The 17,236-nt window shown below is 37.3% G+C and carries 15 protein-coding genes and 1 other annotated feature; of the genes, 5 read left to right on the forward strand and 10 right to left on the reverse strand.

Translation table 11 applies throughout. The features are described from left to right. Positions 1 to 6 precede the first annotated feature (6 nt). Both IGL56_RS09505 and IGL56_RS09510 read right to left on the reverse strand, forming a co-directional pair. Positions 7 to 4,263 carry an MSCRAMM family protein gene (locus IGL56_RS09505; RefSeq protein ID WP_002356670.1) on the reverse strand — a complete coding sequence of 1,419 codons (4,257 nt, stop codon included), beginning with the start codon at positions 4,261 to 4,263 and terminating at the stop codon, positions 7 to 9. Continuing rightward, the gene (locus tag IGL56_RS09510; RefSeq protein WP_025189115.1) at positions 4,247 to 4,600 is read right to left on the reverse strand and encodes a hypothetical protein; all 354 of its coding nucleotides are present in this window, start codon (positions 4,598 to 4,600) and stop codon (positions 4,247 to 4,249) included. Before IGL56_RS09510 ends, IGL56_RS09505 begins: the two co-directional genes overlap by 17 nt. 97 nt (positions 4,601 to 4,697) lie before the next feature. Between IGL56_RS09510 and IGL56_RS09515 the strand changes: the two genes are divergently transcribed. Continuing rightward, positions 4,698 to 5,030 (forward strand): helix-turn-helix domain-containing protein, encoded by a 333-nt coding sequence (locus tag IGL56_RS09515; RefSeq protein ID WP_002356667.1) that lies wholly within the window; start codon positions 4,698 to 4,700, stop codon positions 5,028 to 5,030. A gap of 81 nt (positions 5,031 to 5,111) precedes the next feature. Here IGL56_RS09515 and IGL56_RS09520 read toward each other — a convergent pair whose 3' ends face one another. The 7 genes from IGL56_RS09520 to IGL56_RS09550 form a co-directional block, all read right to left on the reverse strand. Continuing rightward, entirely contained in the window at positions 5,112 to 5,612 is a 501-nt protein-coding gene (locus IGL56_RS09520; protein ID WP_002356666.1) for an HD domain-containing protein, read from the reverse strand. 155 nt (positions 5,613 to 5,767) lie between these two features. Next, entirely contained in the window at positions 5,768 to 7,459 is a 1,692-nt protein-coding gene (argS, locus tag IGL56_RS09525) for an arginine--tRNA ligase (protein ID WP_002356665.1), read from the reverse strand. Between the two features lie 71 nt (positions 7,460 to 7,530). After that, positions 7,531 to 7,734 (reverse strand) — a binding site (T-box leader). Positions 7,735 to 7,776: 42 nt separating this feature from the next. Then, a complete protein-coding gene (tsaD, locus tag IGL56_RS09530; protein ID WP_002356664.1) occupies positions 7,777 to 8,823 on the reverse strand; it encodes a tRNA (adenosine(37)-N6)-threonylcarbamoyltransferase complex transferase subunit TsaD in 1,047 nt (348 codons plus the stop codon). Continuing rightward, a complete protein-coding gene (gene rimI / locus IGL56_RS09535; protein WP_002356662.1) occupies positions 8,820 to 9,284 on the reverse strand; it encodes a ribosomal protein S18-alanine N-acetyltransferase in 465 nt (154 codons plus the stop codon). The genes tsaD and rimI (IGL56_RS09535) overlap by 4 nt, the downstream gene beginning before the upstream one ends. 7 nt (positions 9,285 to 9,291) lie before the next feature. Then, a complete protein-coding gene (rimI, locus tag IGL56_RS09540) occupies positions 9,292 to 9,846 on the reverse strand; it encodes a ribosomal protein S18-alanine N-acetyltransferase (RefSeq protein ID WP_002385747.1) in 555 nt (184 codons plus the stop codon). After that, positions 9,818 to 10,537 (reverse strand): tRNA (adenosine(37)-N6)-threonylcarbamoyltransferase complex dimerization subunit type 1 TsaB, encoded by a 720-nt coding sequence (tsaB, locus tag IGL56_RS09545; protein ID WP_002356660.1) that lies wholly within the window; start codon positions 10,535 to 10,537, stop codon positions 9,818 to 9,820. The genes rimI (IGL56_RS09540) and tsaB overlap by 29 nt, the downstream gene beginning before the upstream one ends. Before the next feature lie 115 nt (positions 10,538 to 10,652). Next, positions 10,653 to 12,695: a penicillin-binding transpeptidase domain-containing protein gene (locus tag IGL56_RS09550; RefSeq protein WP_002356658.1), complete on the reverse strand. Its 2,043-nt coding sequence runs from the start codon at positions 12,693 to 12,695 to the stop codon at positions 10,653 to 10,655. A gap of 208 nt (positions 12,696 to 12,903) precedes the next feature. Between IGL56_RS09550 and IGL56_RS09555 the strand changes: the two genes are divergently transcribed. The 4 genes from IGL56_RS09555 (at position 12,904) to IGL56_RS09570 (ending at position 16,396) form a co-directional block, all read left to right on the forward strand. Beyond that, positions 12,904 to 14,136, forward strand: a complete 1,233-nt coding sequence (locus IGL56_RS09555; protein WP_002356656.1) for an SPFH domain-containing protein — start codon at positions 12,904 to 12,906, stop codon at positions 14,134 to 14,136. A gap of 103 nt (positions 14,137 to 14,239) precedes the next feature. Continuing rightward, entirely contained in the window at positions 14,240 to 15,385 is a 1,146-nt protein-coding gene (locus IGL56_RS09560) for a hypothetical protein (protein ID WP_002356655.1), read from the forward strand. Next, entirely contained in the window at positions 15,382 to 16,191 is an 810-nt protein-coding gene (locus tag IGL56_RS09565; RefSeq protein ID WP_002356653.1) for a TPM domain-containing protein, read from the forward strand. Before IGL56_RS09560 ends, IGL56_RS09565 begins: the two co-directional genes overlap by 4 nt. Continuing rightward, the gene (locus IGL56_RS09570) at positions 16,169 to 16,396 is read left to right on the forward strand and encodes an SHOCT domain-containing protein (RefSeq protein ID WP_002385743.1); all 228 of its coding nucleotides are present in this window, start codon (positions 16,169 to 16,171) and stop codon (positions 16,394 to 16,396) included. The genes IGL56_RS09565 and IGL56_RS09570 overlap by 23 nt, the downstream gene beginning before the upstream one ends. Positions 16,397 to 16,419: 23 nt before the next feature. Here the strand turns inward: IGL56_RS09570 and IGL56_RS09575 are convergent, their stop codons facing one another. After that, positions 16,420 to 17,151 carry an HAD family hydrolase gene (locus IGL56_RS09575; protein WP_002385742.1) on the reverse strand — a complete coding sequence of 244 codons (732 nt, stop codon included), beginning with the start codon at positions 17,149 to 17,151 and terminating at the stop codon, positions 16,420 to 16,422. Positions 17,152 to 17,236: the final 85 nt, after the last annotated feature.

Here is a 17,236-nt window from a genome sequence, read left to right on the forward strand (position 1 = left end):
TGTTTTTTACCAACACACCACCACGATGACCATCACACACCCCCTATAATAATACTTTGGAGGATTATAGTACACAGGTGGATTATAGTACGTAACTGGCGGAATATATCCTGGCCAATATGTTGGTGGTGGCGGATTATAAACCGGTATTTTTCGGTTTTCTCGAACAATTGCAATTGTTTGACCCGCATGATTTTGCGTCAGACTGACGCGTGTTGGCGTAGTATTTCGTGAATAACCAGCCGGCGCTTGAACTTCTCTAATTTCATATACCCGGTTGACAGATAGCCCACTAATAGTGACTGTACCATCCCAACCTGTTGTTACTCTTTGTGTATAGTCATTAGTTGTATCTTTCCATTCAAAAACAGCGCCTGCTAAAGGTTCTTTTGATTCAACATCTTGTTTAATAATTCTGATAGCACCATAGTTTGCTTTATTGTTTAACACTAACGTATACGTTTTTGTGCCTTGACCTCGTAAATCAATCCGATGGACCCTACTATCCAACGCATACCCAGTTGGCGCTTGTATCTCGGTGATTTCATAAATACGATCCGACGATAATCCTGGAATCAGTACTTCACCATTTCCATTTGCTGTAAATGTTGCCGTATAGTTATTGGTAGTATCGCGAAATCTGAATTTCGCTCCTGCTAAACGTTTTCTTGTATCCGTATCTTGCTTAATAATTTTGATGGCGCCTTTTTGTGCTTGATTATTTAAGACTAATGTATAGGTTTTACCACCTTGTCCACGTAAATCAACTTTATGAACACGTCTATCTATGATATAGCCATTCGGTGCTTTGATTTCTGTGACCTCATAGATACGATCACCGGCTAATCCAGTAATCAGTACTTCACCGTTCCTATTCGCTGTAAACGTTGCAGTATAATTATTGGTTGTATCTCGGAATTTAAATTGTGCGCCTGCTAAACGTTGTTTCGTATATCCATCTTGCTTAACAATTTTGATGGCGCCTTTTTGAGCTTGATTATTTTTGGTGAACGTGTAGGTTTTGCCAGCATAATTCGCAGGTAAAAGAATTTTATGCACCGTTCTGTCAAGTATATAACCATTTGGTGCTTTTATTTCTGTAATTTCATAAATCCGGTTAACGGAAAAATTGTACAGAATCGCTTCACCATTGGAATTAGTGGTCACAACACCTGTATTGCCGTTCACTGTATCGCGCCATCTAAATTGTGCACCTGCTAAACGTTGTCTTGAATAACTATCTTGTTTAACTAATTTAATGTGTGCGCGATGAGCATTATTATTTTTAACAAAAGTATAGGTTTTGCCAGCATAATTCGCAGGTAAAAGAACTTTATGCACGGTTCTGTCAAGTACATAACCATTTGGTGCTTTAATTTCTGTAATTTCATAAACCCGGTTAACGGAAAAATTGTACAGAATCGCTTCACCATTGGAATTAGTGGTTACAACACCTGTATTGCCGTTCACTGTATCGCGCCACCTAAATTGCGCACCTGCAAGGCGTTTTCTTGAATCTTTATCTTGTTTAACTAATTTTAAATTACCACGTTTAGCAAGGTCATACATGTTTACAGATAATGTTTTATTCGCATAGGCAGTTGTCAATTCAACTTTCTTAATTGTTGAATCTAAATGATAACCGCTTGGAGCTATCACTTCTTTTAATTCATACGTACGATTGACAGACAAGCCCGATACTTTTGCAATTCCATTTTTATCTGTGACTATGCGACTAGTATAGCCATTGGTTGTATCTTTCCATTCAAAGACAGCACCAGCTAAACGTTTGCCTGTTTGCCTATCTGTCTTAATAATTTGAATAGAGCCAAATTGCGCTACATTGTCAACAGTTACTGTCACTACTTTATTGGCTTGTGCACTTGTTAAAGTGACTTTATGCACGGTTTTGTCTAGTACATAACCTGTGGGTGCTTTCGTTTCTGTGATTTCATACGTACGATTGACGGTTAAGTTGGGAATTGTGATGGTTCCATCGGTTCCAACTGTCACTGTTCCTGTCTTTCCTGTCACTGTATCTTTCCACTGAAATTCTGCGCCTGTTAAACGTTTTTTACTGTCTTTGTCTTGTTTGACAATTTTGATGGAGCCTTTTTGCGCTACATTGTCAACAGTTACTGTCACTGTTTTATTGGCTTGTGCAGTTGTTAAAGTGACTTTATGCACGGTTTTGTCTAGTACATAACCTGTAGGTGCCTTCGTTTCTGTGATTTCATACGTACGATTGACGGATAAGTTGGGAATTGTGATGGTTCCATCGATTCCAACTGTCACTATTCCTGTCTTTCCTGTCACTATATCCTTCCACTGAAATTCTGCGCCTGTTAAACGTTTTTTACTGTCTTTATCTTGTTTAACAATTTTGATGGCGCCTTTTTGCGCTACATTATCAATGGTTACTGTCACTACTTTATTGGCTTGTGCACTTGTTAAAGTGACTTTATGCACGGTTTTGTCTAGTACATAGCCTGCAGGGGCTTTTGTTTCCGTGAGTTCATACGTACGATTAACTGCTAAATTGGGAATTGTGACCATTCCATCGGTTCCAACTGTCACTATTCCTGTTTTTCCTGTCACCGTATCTTTCCACTGAAATTCTGCGCCTGTTAAACGTTTTTTGCTTTCTTTATCTTGTTTGACAATTTTGATGGAGCCAATTTGTACTTGCTGCTTATTCTTCACCCGATATGTTAAAGTGTAGTCGGCTTTTCCAGCAAATGAAATAGGATGTTTAGTTTCGTCTAATTCATAGCCATTAGGCGCCTTCGTTTCAACTAAATAATATTCTCCATCAGGTGATAAATTTGAAAATAACAGCTCGCCATTTTCATTCGTGACACCTTTTTCTATTAGATTATTTTTTTGGTCATACAACGAAAATTCAGCACCTGCTAAACGTTTCACCTCATTATTTTCATCTACTTTTTCTACTTTTAACTGGTTTTCTAAACGCGTATTTTCTTTTTTCAAGCGAATCGTCTGTGTTTGTTCTAACTTAATTTCAAATGGAACTGGTGTTGCATCTAACTTGTAACCAGTTGGTGCTTTTGTTTCAATGAATGCATACTGACCAGCTTCCAAACCAGCTAAACGAATTTGACCTGCTTGATTGGTGGTTAATGTTTCTTGAACAACTTGTTGTGTTTTTGTGTTCACGACTTTGAAAACAGCACCTTCTAAAACTTTAGCAGTTACTGCATCAATTTTTTCTAAAACGACACCCCCTCGACCTGTTCCATCACTACTCTCGTCTGCTGTGATGTAGGCAATATCATCATCTTCCCAAGCATCGAATCCCTCACTAGAAATACGCATATACGTGTAATTTGATAGCACGGCATCACTTGGAATATTTTCATTTGGAATCGTTTCTAAATAAATATAATAGGCATTTTTATTGGAAAGATAACTGCCCGTGGCTGTTGGTATTCCTTCAAATTTCTCTGCTTCATAATTAAATCCAGATTCAGAGGCATTTTTTTGGAAAAATTGACTGGCATCATAGCTATATTCGTCATGTTCCAAATTCCGAATCATTTCACCATTTGTTTCTAAAATAGGCTGCTTGGTGAGATATGCAGCAATACTGTCAATAGCTAATGTTTGGTTTGGACCTACATTATCTAAAAATTTAAAGGTTGTTTTTTCTGAACCTGAAAGACCTGCTTGATTATAGTTAAAATAAATGACCCAAGCAATTCTTCCCTCTGAGGTAAATCCTAACGGGACTTTTCGAACCAGTTCAGTTGGCGGAACTTTCTCCACGTATTGCCCGATATTAATTTTGACAATTTTTTGTGAATCCTCAAAAGTAAAAACGACTTGATCTTCAAAATCTTCTGATAAATTTTGATTATATCGTAGCTTCAGTTGCAAATCTGCTGAGTAATCTGTAAGCGTTTGTAAGGCTTTAATCGTCCAAGTACCATCATCGTTTGGAATCACTTGAAGTGCGTCTCCAATTTCAAAAGGTGTCATTGAATAGGAATATTTTTCGCTAGCCATCCTTAATGTCATCGTCTCTCCGCTTGCTAATTCAGAGATTCCTAATGACAAAGAAACTGTCGCCCAATCTTTTGTAGCAACAATTTCCGTTTTTTCCCCCGGATATTCAACAGCTATAGACCGGATTTGTGTGCCACTTTCATTATCCATTGCATAAGAAATAATACTTGTATTAGATCCTATAATAGTAAAGATAATTAAACAAATCGAAAATAACTTATTAATACTTTTTTTCATTCATCACAATCCTTTCAACACTAATATGTGTCTTTTTAGACACTAGCTCACTAAAAAAAATAGTCATAATTTCTTCATTATTAAAATCCAACAATTGTGAAATCAATTTAATATCCGATGCTTTGAAAACAACTTCTCCTTTTAATTTTTTGTAAATCGTTGAAGCGGATATTGGTTGCCCGTATGCAGTCATTTCATTTGCCAACCACTCAACATTTTTTCCTTTCATTTTCAATTTTGAGTGAATTAAATTTGATTCCATTTTACTCTCCCTCTTTTCAGTGTCTAATAAGACACTGAAAATTATATCATTTTGTGAAAAAAACGTCAATATCATTAAAAAATGCTGATTTTTCTATTATATTCGTTACTTTCATTTTGAAAAAAACATGTTTCTTTTGCGACACTTTTTGTGCTAGAATGTTTTTACGGAGGTGGTTTTTTTGAAAGAAAATTTTTTGAAGCAAAAAAGGATGGAGAAAAATCTTACATTAGAACAAGTTGGAAATTTTGTTGGTGTTGGAAAAAGTACCGTCAGGAAATGGGAAACTGGAATGATTGAAAATATGGGGAGGGATAAAATTGTCGCCTTATCTAAAATTTTAGATGTATCACCTCTTGAAATCTTAGGTATTCCTGAAACGGAAGAAACGCCATTTGTTGTCCCAACCAATATTATGAACATTTACAAACAGTTAACAACTGAAAATCAAGAAGCAGTCTTTCGATACGCTCAAAAGAAATTAACAGAACAAAATTACTTTTAATATTTATTTTAAATAGATGAATGCTAGACTTTTTAGTCAACGTCAAACAAAAAAAGCTTATCCGTAAGGATAAGCTTTTTATTAGATTGACTGTTGGCCAAAATACTGACGCCATTTGGTTTTCATGGCTGTCGTCATCGGCAACGCTGCTTCTTTTACAGCACAATATTTGTCAACAAAGGTTACAATGTAACTTTCTTTGTATTTTGGTGGTGCAATAGTTGCGCCCCACATATGTTTAATAATAATGTCTCGTTCTAAATCAGACAACTCTGTAATTTTTTCAGCATTTTTGGCTGCAATTCGTGGATGAACATAGGCATGAGAGCCTTCGTCAAACTTTGTTGTGCGCCAATCATAGTAAAACAAATCATGCAATAAACCAGCACGAGCTGTTGCACGAGCATTGCCGTTCCAACGCTTTGCTAATTTATAGCTATGATAGGAAACACTAATTGAATGTTCTAAACGAGTTGAATGCATATGTTGTGTGTATTCTGCTAATTTTTGGACTTCTTCGGTTGCTAATAAATCTTCTACATAAGAAAGATATTCTTCGTCTTCACGCCATTTTTCTGTCATATAATTGGGTGCCACCTTTTCTAATCCTTTTATAACTTGACTCGAGTATAGCACCCCAGCTATTTAATTACTATGAATTTCTCAATCTGTAACTTAACTTTAATATTTGCTTAATAAGTTTAGCGTTCAACGCAGTAAAATTTTCACAAAAACTTCTACATTTCTTCTGGTGCATGTAACCCTAGTAAACGTAAATCTTCTTTTAGAACAGTAGCTACTGCATAAACTAACGCTAAGCGTGCCTCTTTTTGAGCATCTTCATCCAAAATCCGAACATGGGCATAATATTTATTGAACGCTTGTGCTAAATGAATGCTATGTTTCGCAATAACAGATGGTTCATATTTTTCAGCAGCTTGCATCACAGTTTCAGGGAATTTTTGTAACAACTTCACGACTTCCCAGCTATCCTTGTCATTTAGTGCATAACGTTGTGTGGCGTCTGGTGTAAAGTTTGCTTTACGTAAAATACTCATCGCACGAGCATGTGTATATTGAACATATGGCCCAGTTTCTCCTTCAAAACGAACAACTTCATCTAATACAAAATCGAAATTATTTAGACGATCATTTTTAAGGTCATGGAAAATAACTGCACCTACACCTACTTGTTTCGCCACTTCTTCACGATTTGCTAAGTCTGGATTTTTCTCGTTAATTTGATTTCCTGCTAAAGTAACAGCTTCATTCAATACTTCTTCTAATAAAACAATTTTCCCTTTACGTGTGGATAATTTTTTACCGCCTTGAGTAATTAAACCAAACGGAATGTGTTCCATATCATCTGACCATTCAAATCCTAGTTCTTTCAAGACTGCTTTTAATTGTTTGAAGTGATTGCTTTGTTCGTTGCCGACTACATAAAGTGATTTGGCAAAATCATACGTCCGTTTACGGTAAAGCGCAGCAGCTAAATCCCGTGTGATATATAACGTCGCACCATCTGATTTACGAATAAGTGCTGGATTTAAATTATATTCTGTCAAATCAACAATTTCTGCACCTTGATTTTCTGTTAATAAATGTTTTTCTTCTAATAAAGTAACAATTTCATCCATTTTATCATTATAAAAGGCTTCGCCATTATAAGAATCAAATTCAACTTCTAACATGGAATAGATTTTATCAAATTCTTTTAGAGACTCGCTACGGAACCATTTCCATAATTCATTAGCTTCTTGGTCTCCTTCTTCTAATTTTTTAAACCATGCACGTGCTTCGTCTTCTAATTCTGGTTTTTCTTCTGCTTCTTCATGAAATTGCACATATAAGCGCAATAATTCATTAATTGGTTGTTGGCGGACTGCTTCTTCAGAACCCCATTTTTTATAAGCTACAATTAACTTACCAAACTGTGTACCCCAGTCACCTAAGTGGTTAATCCGAATTGGCTGATACCCAATTTTTTCTAAAATAAAGGCAATTGAATTCCCGATTACCGTAGAACGTAAGTGCCCCATAGAAATTGGTTTAGCAATGTTTGGTGAAGACATATCAATAGGAACATTGCCATTATTACCAAAGGTACTGTTTCCGTAGTTGTTTTTTTCTTTGACTACTGCGCCAATGACAGCTTGACTGACTGCTTCTTTATTCATGAAGAAGTTTAAATAAGGTCCCACCACTTCAATTTTTTCAAAATTTGTGCCATCAAATTTTTCTGCTAATTCTGCTGCAATTTGTTGTGGTGCTTTACGATAAATTTTAGCTAATGAAAAGGCTGGAAAAGCCACATCTCCATGATCGACAGATTTAGGATTTTCCAATAATTGTTCGATTTGATCCATCGTTAATTCTTCATTTAAAACATCATGTAACGCTTTTGCTACGATTTCTTTGTTGTTCATAAGAACCCTCCTGATTAATTTGTAAGTATAAAAAACAAAAACGTCTCTGACAAAACAAAATGATTTGTTTTGTCAGAGACGAGAATTTACCCGCGGTACCACTCTAATTGTCTATACTACTTGGATAGACCTGCTTCATCGATAACGGTGATTGCCGTCTGCTTTCAGCAGAATTCTAAAAGTGCGCTTCCTCATTCCGATCACTCTTGGCTCCCACCTTCCCAAGATCGCTAAGCTGACGTTGAAATAAGTACTCTCTTTATCATCGAATGTCATTGTTAAACTGGCTTCATTATAGCAAATTTTTGTCTAGCTGGCTAGCCTTCTTCACTAATTGTCATAAAACTAACGCCAGGTTCTGCATTTAAGTTATACGAAGCGAAGTGATTCTTTTCAGCTTCGATAAAAGCAGCAGCGCCAATCATCGCCGCGTTATCCCCACAAAGTTTTAATGGCGGAATAAGTAATGTTACTGCTGGTAATTGTTCACTGATTGCATGTCTCATTGCTTCTCGTAATCCTTGATTCGCAGCAACTCCCCCAGCAATTAGCAATTGCTTAACAGGATATTCTTGACAAGCACGAATGGTTTTAGTCACCAATACTTCCACCACACTCGCCTGAAAACTTGCGGCTAAATCCTTTGTAGACAGTACTTCACCACGTTGCTCTGCATTATGAACCGTGTTAATAAACGCACTTTTCAAACCACTAAAGCTAAAGTCATAGTTATCCTCTTTTAGCATCGCCCGTGGAAATTGGTAGGTATCTGTGCCTTCATGGGCCAAAGCATCAATCTCTTTGCCACTAGGATAAGGCAACCCTAACACCCGTCCGACTTTATCGTACGCTTCACCAGCTGCATCATCACGTGTTTCACCAACAATTTCGAAAGAGCCATCTTCTTTCATGTAGACCAATTCCGTATGTCCTCCACTAACGAGTAAGGCCATCAATGGAAATTCGAGCGGTGCTACAAAACGGGCAGCATAAATGTGTCCAGCCATATGATTGACTGGAATAAGTGGTAATTGGTGCGCCCAAGCAAATGCTTTTGCTGCAGAAAGTCCTATTAATAAAGCACCGACTAACCCAGGCCCATAGGTCACAGCGACGCCACTAAGCTCTTCTGGTGTGACTTTTGCTTCTGTTAATGCTTCTTCAATACAGATCGTCACTTGTTCGACATGATGACGACTCGCAACTTCTGGAACGACTCCGCCAAAACGTTGATGGCTCTTAATTTGCGAAGCTACGATATTGGAAAGAATTTTGTCGCCATCTTCAATGACAGCCACACTTGTTTCATCACAGCTACTTTCCACAGCTAATAATAATTTACGTTCTTTTGTAAAAATTGTCATTGGGCTTCCTTCCTTAATTTCGCACACATTACAAAGGCATTTTCTTGCGGTTCTTTATAATAATTTTTTCGAACAGCTACTTTCCGAAAACCTGTTTTCTCATAAAGTTTTTGAGCTAATGTATTCGATTCTCTGACCTCTAAGAAAATTTGTGTAATGTTACGACTTTTAACATATTCTTTAAAAGCTTTCATTAATTGACAACCAATTCCTTGGTGTTGTTTCTGACCATTCACAACAACGTGACTAATTTCTGCTTCATCTAAAATAAAATGATAGGCAATATAACCTAACCACTGGCCATTTTCAACTAAAAAAAGATATTCGCTATTTTCCTGAGCAAAATCTTCCGCGAATTGTGTTTCTGTCCAAGGGGAGCCAGTTGTATAAGAAGAATTACTAAAACGCCATAATTCTTCACCAATATTTGCTACAGATATTTCTTTTTTTGTTACTAACATTTTTTCTTCACTCTTCTTTTAAATCAATTATCATTTCTAGTGCGTCTTCATTATTTTCGTCATAATAGCCTTTTTTCACCGTTTGTGAGACAAAGCCAATTTTTCGATATAAACGTTGGGCTTTAACATTACTCATTCGTACTTCTAGCGATAAGGTTTCACAACGATTTTTCTTGGCAAAAATTCGCGTTTCTTCTATTAAAGAACGACCTAAACCTAAGCCTTGGTATGCTGTATGGACAGCGACATTCGTAATGTGTGCATCCGTTCCTTGAATCCGACAACCAATAAAGCCAACTGCTTTTCCGTTAATTGCCGCTAACAAATAGAGATGCGGCGCTTTTGAGCCAAGTTCTGCCATGAAAGCAGACATCGTCCAAGGAAGTTCCCCAGCATAAACTTCACGTTCAATTGCTAGTAAATCCTTAATATCTTGGTAGGTGATTTCACGCAATTGAAATTCTTGCTGGTTCATTGCAATGGTTTTAGTTATATACCGTTGCCGTCTTTTTGTAAAGTATTTTGTCACAAAATTAAAGTTTTTCCACATAGCTTTCTCCATTAGGCGTGTGTGTCTTCAACCAATTTTCTTCCGCTTCTACTTTTTTCAAATACGCAGGTAAGAACCCATGAACATTTTCAACAGGTTCAGCCACACTACCTAACGCAGCCAAAACTGCAGCATTAGGAATTTGCCATTGCGGGACATCACAAATTTCTCCATGAGGAATGATTTGAGCTATTTCTTCAGTGAATTTTTCAACATCTTCACCAACAAAAAAAAGATTTGGTTCATTTTTTAGTTGTTCTAATAACTCCCGCAGGGAAATATGTTGGTCCGGTAACTCATTTTGCCACACGCCATTGACAAACCGATAAGCACCAGCATAGACGTTTTTACGACGCGCATCAAAAAGAGGCACAATTAAACCGGTTTGTCCAACACAATTGGCAGCTAACGTTTGTAGACTGGAAATGCCTACTAGCTCTTTCTTTAAAGTATAGGCCAATGTTTTGGCAGTCGTCACGCCTAAACGTAAGCCAGTGTATGATCCAGGTCCTTCTGCTACGACAAAACGATCAATTGCCGTTGGCGCCAAGTTCAATTGACTCATCAAATAGTCAATTGCCGGCATTAATGTTAAGCTATGATTTCTTTTAACCGTTGCTGTATAACTTCCCAGAATTTTTTGATTTTCACACACAGCAATACTCAATGTTTGGTTAGATGTATCTATTGCTAAAATTCGCACACGAATCCCTTTCCTTCTACAATTTAGTCGCTTCATTGTAGCACACTTTCCTTTTTCTAAAAAGGGAAAACGAGGTTTCTTTTTACAGAAACCTCGTTTCGTTCATTTTCTCTTTTTATTTAATGGTTGCTTCTAAGTAATCAATTAATGGTTTACTGATATCTGTTGCAGAACCATTTTCTCCTGAATTTTCAACCATAATCATTGTTAAGAATTTATTGTTACTACGATCTAACGTTAGAAGGAAACTGTTTTCTTTGCCATCTGTATCTTGTTTATCTTTTATTTCAGCTGTTCCTGTTTTAGCAGCCAATGAGAAGTTCGGATTGTACATATTATAAACATAACCTGAAGGATCTTCCACACTACCTAAAAGATCTGTGGCAATTGTATTCGCTGCGTTGGCGCTGATTACATTGTCTTTTTTCTTCGTTTCTTTGTCTAAAACTAGTTTTGGATAGACTAATGTTCCATTATTTTGGAAAACACTATACATGGTAGCTTGCTGGATTGGCGAAATTAACAATTGACCTTGACCGTAGCCCGTATCTGCTAAAAGAATTTCAGAATTAAATTTATCTTCATTTGAAATTTGAGCAGGCGTCATGGCAATTGGTAAATCTAGTTCCTCACCGAAAATGAATTTATTAAGACCCGCTCTAAATTTGTCTTCTCCCATCCGTAATGTTTGTTGGGCAAAATAAATATTATCTGAATTAACTAAAGCGGTACGCAGATTGACTGGACTTGCTTCTTTTACACGTGTCGCAAAATAGCCGCCCCAAGATTTATCTTTTTGCCATTTCAAACCATTAATTTCTAGCTCTTCATCTGGCTTCAATGTCCCTGCATCTAAACCAATGGCACCGGTAATTGTTTTAAAGGTAGAGCCTGGTGCATAGCCTGTCGCAAAACGTGCTGTGAATGGTAAATCTTTGTTGTTATTGTAAGCATCATATTCTTTTTGAGAAATACCATTGGCCATTTTATTAGGATCATACGAAGGTGAACTAACCGTTGCTAATAAATCGCCTTTTTGAGGATCGGTAATGACCGCACTACCAGGACGTTTGTCAAATATAGCGAAGGCTTGTTGTTGTACGCCACTGTCAATCGTTAATTTAATCGTTTGACCATCTTTTTTCTCTTTGGTTTGTAAAGCTTTTTTGACATTCTCTTTGTCATCTAAAATAACTAGTGAGCCACCATCTTGCCCTCTTAATTCTTTATCAAACGCTCGTTCTAAACCAGTTTTACCAATTACGCCCGTACTACTTAACTCTGGATTTTTTTCAATATCTTCTGCAGTAATGGTGCCCGTATACCCGATTAATTGCGCAGCTGCTTCCCCCAGCGGATAATAACGTGACTCTGTATCTTTTGTCGCAGCCCCTGTTGGTAATTCTGTCACTGGTTCAGAAGCGACTGTGATTGGTACAAAGGAGTCTGCTTGGACCCATCCTTGGCTTAACTTTTGATTGATTTCATCAACAGAAACGCCGAATTTATCACTAAAAGCTTTGATATTGGCTGTTTTTTCTGCGCCAGAACCGAGTTTGCCAGGCACTACGCCCACTTCATCAAACACTTTGTTAATTGCTAGCCCACTACCATTACGATCGACAATTTCTCCACGTTTGGCATTATCTACTTGAATCGAAATTTTATCATTTCCTGACATATCTGGAAAAATTAAAGACGGCTTCCAAGCGATTTGGTAGGTATCGCCTTTTTTGGCGATACTTGATTGATAAGACAAATCTTTCATTTCGCCTAAAGGGGTACTCATCGATAATTTATAGGTAAATGTGTATTGATTGTCTTTCGCCTTTTTTACTTGAACATCACTAGCTTTGACTCCTTCTGCTTGAATCCCTGAATAAATTGCTTGGTATTTTTCAACAACAGATTTAGTATCATAGCCATTTTTCTTTAAGCTAGCTTCTTGAACAACGGACGGTAACTTATCAAATTCCTGTTTTGACAATACGTTTAAAAATGTAGTAGCTGTTTTCTTCGCTTCGGCTAATTCTTGTTTGGCTTGCCATTGACTATAAGCATAATACCCGCCACCGGCAGCAGCGATTAGAACCAAGGCAGAAACACCAAGAATAAGTGGTTTTTTTGAAGATTTTTTATTACGATTGCTTCGTTCCATTCAATAATCCCCTAACTATATAATATGTCTTTTCTTCTATTATACGTAACTTTTTTTAAAATGCTTGTGTTTCACCTATACTTTTTTTAATTTCTTAATAAAGTTTGATCAATTTTTTCCATTTCATCAGGCTTTCGTTGGATTTCTCTGCATTCATTGTGTGGTATACTAGCTTTAACAATTAGTTTTTTTATTAGGAGGAATGAACATGGGACTTATTAAAGCAGCAACAAGTTCAGTTGGCGGTGGCTTGGCCGATCAATGGCTAGAGGTTATTGAACCTGATAATATGGGGGACACAACCGTCATGACAAAAGGTGTTTTTGTACGTAAAGATGATAAACGTGGTTCTAATCGTAAAGGAACGGACGATGTTTTAACAGATGGTTCTGTTGTACATGTCTATCCCAACATGATGATGCTTCTTGTCGATGGTGGCAAAATCATCGATTACACTGCTGAAGAGGGCTATTATACAGTCAAAAATGATTCTGCGCCTTCAATGTTTAACGGTTCTTTAAAAGATGCGATTGCAGAGACCTTCAGTCGTTTCAAATTTGGTGGCGTAACTCCACAAAAACAACAAGTTTTTTATATTAACTTGCAAGAAATTAAAGGCATTAAATTTGGAACACCTGCGCCATTAAACTATTTTGATAATTTTTATAATGCCGAACTTTTCTTACGTGCACACGGAAATTACTCAATTAAAATTACAGATCCTTTGCTATTTTACACTAATGCGATTCCTAAAAACCAAACGCAAGTAGATATTAATGATATTAATGAACAATATTTGGCAGAGTTCATTACAGCATTGCAAGCAGCAATCAATCAAATGTCTGCTGATGGGCAGCGTATTTCTTATGTTCCCTCAAAAAGTGTTGAATTAAGCAAATATATGCAAACTGCGCTTGACGAGGATTGGCGCACCAATCGCGGCATGGAAATTGTTTCTGTAGCAGTTGCAAGCATTTCTTATACAGATGATTCAACAAAATTAATCAACATGCGAAATGAAGGTGCTATGCTCAGCGATCCAGGTGTTCGCGAAGGCTATGTTCAAGGTTCCTTGGCTCGTGGTATGGAGGCTGCTGGTAAAAATGAAGGTGGCGCAATGAGCGGCTTTATGGGCGTTGGTATGGGCATGAATGCGAATGGCAACTACTTTGCGCAAGCATCTCAAACAAACCAACAACAAATGCAAGAAAAACAAAACCAGCAAAACGCACAAGGGGCTACAGACACTTGGACTTGCCCACAATGTGGGACTGAAAACACTGGGAAGTTTTGTTCAAACTGTGGTACACCAAAACCAACAAACGAGAAACCAAAATTAGAAATGAAATGTAGTGAATGTAGCGAAATTGTTGACTTAAGTAATGGTATTCCTAAGTTCTGTCCACATTGTGGTAAACCATTCCAAGGGGTTCCTTTATAAGCAAGTAGTGAACAATTAAAGAAAAGGGTCAGGCACAAGTCTACCCTTTTTCTTTGAATCAGATTCCTGTTATTTACTCACTCTATTAGAAAGGACGGTTGCAATGGAAACAACATTTACCCATAAATGCCCCAACTGTGGCGGCCCGCTCTTATTTAATCCCAAAGATCAAAAATTTCATTGTGAATATTGTTTAAATATTTACACGGAAGAAGAAGTGACTCGTTATGAGCAACAGCAACATGAGGCGCATTTAGAGAATCCCTCAACAACGACTGCCGAGGAAAATTTGACTTTCACGGCGGAAGAAGAATCCTCCGCTACGCAACAAACAGAGACCACTGAGAATGAAGCAGCTGCAGATGCAGGCACAATGGAAATTTTTAATTGTCCAAGCTGTGGCGCTCAAATTGTCACCGATGCAACAACGGCTGCCACATACTGTTATTATTGCCATAATCCAGTTGTCTTGGCTGGTCGATTAAGTGGCGAATTTTTACCAGAAAATGTCTTACCCTTTACAATTGAAAAAGACGAAGCGATTGAAAAATTTCTCGCTTGGACCAAGAAAAAATGGTTCATTCCTCGAGATTTTTTCAGCAAAAATCAAATCGATAAATTAACTGGGGTTTACTTCCCCTATTGGGTCGTTGATGCAGAAGTCGACGGACAACTGCAAGCTACTGGCACAAGTATTCGCATTTGGCGCGTAGGTGATATCGAATACACCGAAACAAAACGTTTCAATGTGGGACGTTCAGGAAAATTATCGTTTAAAGAATTAGTTAAAAATGCCTTGTCAAAAAACGTCCAACAAAAAATGGTGGAAGGCGTTCAACCATTTTTAATTGATCAAGCAGTGCCTTTCAAAAGCCAATACCTAGCAGGTTTTCAAGCAGAAAAACGCGATATTGAATATGAAGCAATCAAAAAACACGTCCAACAAGAATTACAAGATTATTCGGAATCATTGTTACGGGACTCTGCTTCTGGTTATACTACGTTGACAAATGTTCGCACGGATATTTCTCTAAACCAAGAAAATAATCACTATATGCTTTTGCCAATTTGGTTAGTCACCTATCGCAGTCAGGAACAATCAAAAAAAGTTTATTATTATGCCATGAATGGACAAACAGGTAAAGTAAGCGGTGTGCTTCCAATTAGTTACACTCGTTTAGGGCTAGCAACGTTAGGCATTTTCGCTGGACTCTTAGCACTCTTTTTATTAGGAGGTTATTTCCTATGAAAAAACGACTTTTACCTATTTTTTTCCTAATACTTCTTGCTTTTGGCCTTGCCCTACCCGTTTCGGCGGCTGAAAATTCAATTGATGATGACGCACAATTACTGACACCTGATCAAATCAACCAACTAAAGCAAGAGATACAACCTTTAGAAGAAAAAACAAAAGCCTCTGTCTTTATTGTGACCACAAATAATAATACCTATGGCGATGAACAAGAATTTGCAGATCATTATCTTTTAAATAAAGTTGGTAAGGACCAAAATGCGATTCTTTTTCTCATTGATATGGACTTACGGAAAGTCTACATCTCTACTTCTGGAAACATGATTGATTATATGACGGATGCACGAATTAATGACACCTTAGATAAAGTAATGGATGGGATGAGTCAAGGAAATTATTTCGCGGCTGCTCAAACCTTTGTTCAGGAAACTCAAGCATTTGTTAATAAAGGGGTTCCTGGGGGGCACTATCGTGTGGACAGCGCAACAGGTAAAATCACTCGTTATAAAGTCATTACCCCGCTGGAAATGGTAATTGCTTTTGCTGCTGCTCTGATACTCAGTTTGGTCTTCTTAGGCATTAATATTTCTAAATATCAATTAAAATTTTCAAGTTATCAATATCCCTTTAGGGAAAAAACAACTTTAAACTTAACCTCCCGCACAGATCAGTTAACCAACTCTTTCATCACTACGCGTCGTATTCCTAAAAACAATGGCGGCAGTGGCGGAATGGGCGGTGGTGGTAGCACCACCCACTCAACTGGCGGCGGCACATTCGGTGGCGGCGGTCGAAGTTTTTAGATTTTTCGCAGAAATACCAACTCCTATAAAGAGTGATAAAAACCAACCGATTGAACCAAAACTATCTGATTCACAAAAAAACTCATCTAGCACTATTGAAGACGTAATGGCTGAGTTAAGAAATTTAAAAATGTTAGTTGATGAAGGAGTTCTAACAGAAGAAGAATTTCAACAAAAGAAACGGCAATTGCTTCAATTAGATTAATAAAAAAATCCTGAAAAGACTCGTCATCTTTTCAGGATTTTTTTCTTCTTGGTATTTCCCCATAATTCTTGATAAGGTATTTCATGGATATCACGAAAATAAGCTACTTCAAAATTTTCAAAATCAGTTGACTGGCAGTTGCCGGTTAAAACACCAATTCCTGCTTTGCCATGACAAGTTCCCATGAAAACATCCACGAGCGAATCCCCCACCATAATTACTTCTGTCAACTTCAATTGACATGACTGACAAAAGGCTTGGAGCATGTCCGCATCTGGTTTCGGTAAGTAACGATCTCCTGTCGCAATAAAATCAAACATTTCTGTTAAACCAAGATATTCCATAATCAACATAGTCGCTGGCAAAGTATCTGAAGTTGCTAATCCAATTTTATAGTTCTTCCGTTTTAGCTCAAGAAATAACTGTTTTAAATCACCAATTGGTTCAATCTTTTTCAGATTTTTTCGTAAATAATCATAAAAAAATTGCTCCAGCCATCGACTGCTGATTCCCTGTTCGACTAATTCCTCAAATTGCGCCAATTCCTGATAAAGTTCCTGATAAAGGACTTCATCAAGTAAATGTTTTTGCAAAAAACGTTGCTCCTGAATAGCTAATATCTTTTTTATTTCTGCTGAATGATGAGGGGCTAACATACTTAGTGTTTCAAAACAAGCTTGCAAACCTGCTTGCCAAAGAGTGTCAAAACGAATACACGTACCATCTTTATCAAATAAAATTCCTCGATTTTCCATGAAAGAACACCTCAAAACGTTTGCTTTGCTTCCTATTTGTTTCTTCAAGTATACTAATCATTTATTTGATTTTGATATTCTTTTT

Origin of the sequence: Enterococcus sp. DIV1316a (genome assembly GCF_050536915.1) — a bacterium.
Classification (GTDB): Bacteria; Bacillota; Bacilli; order Lactobacillales; family Enterococcaceae; genus Enterococcus; species Enterococcus faecalis.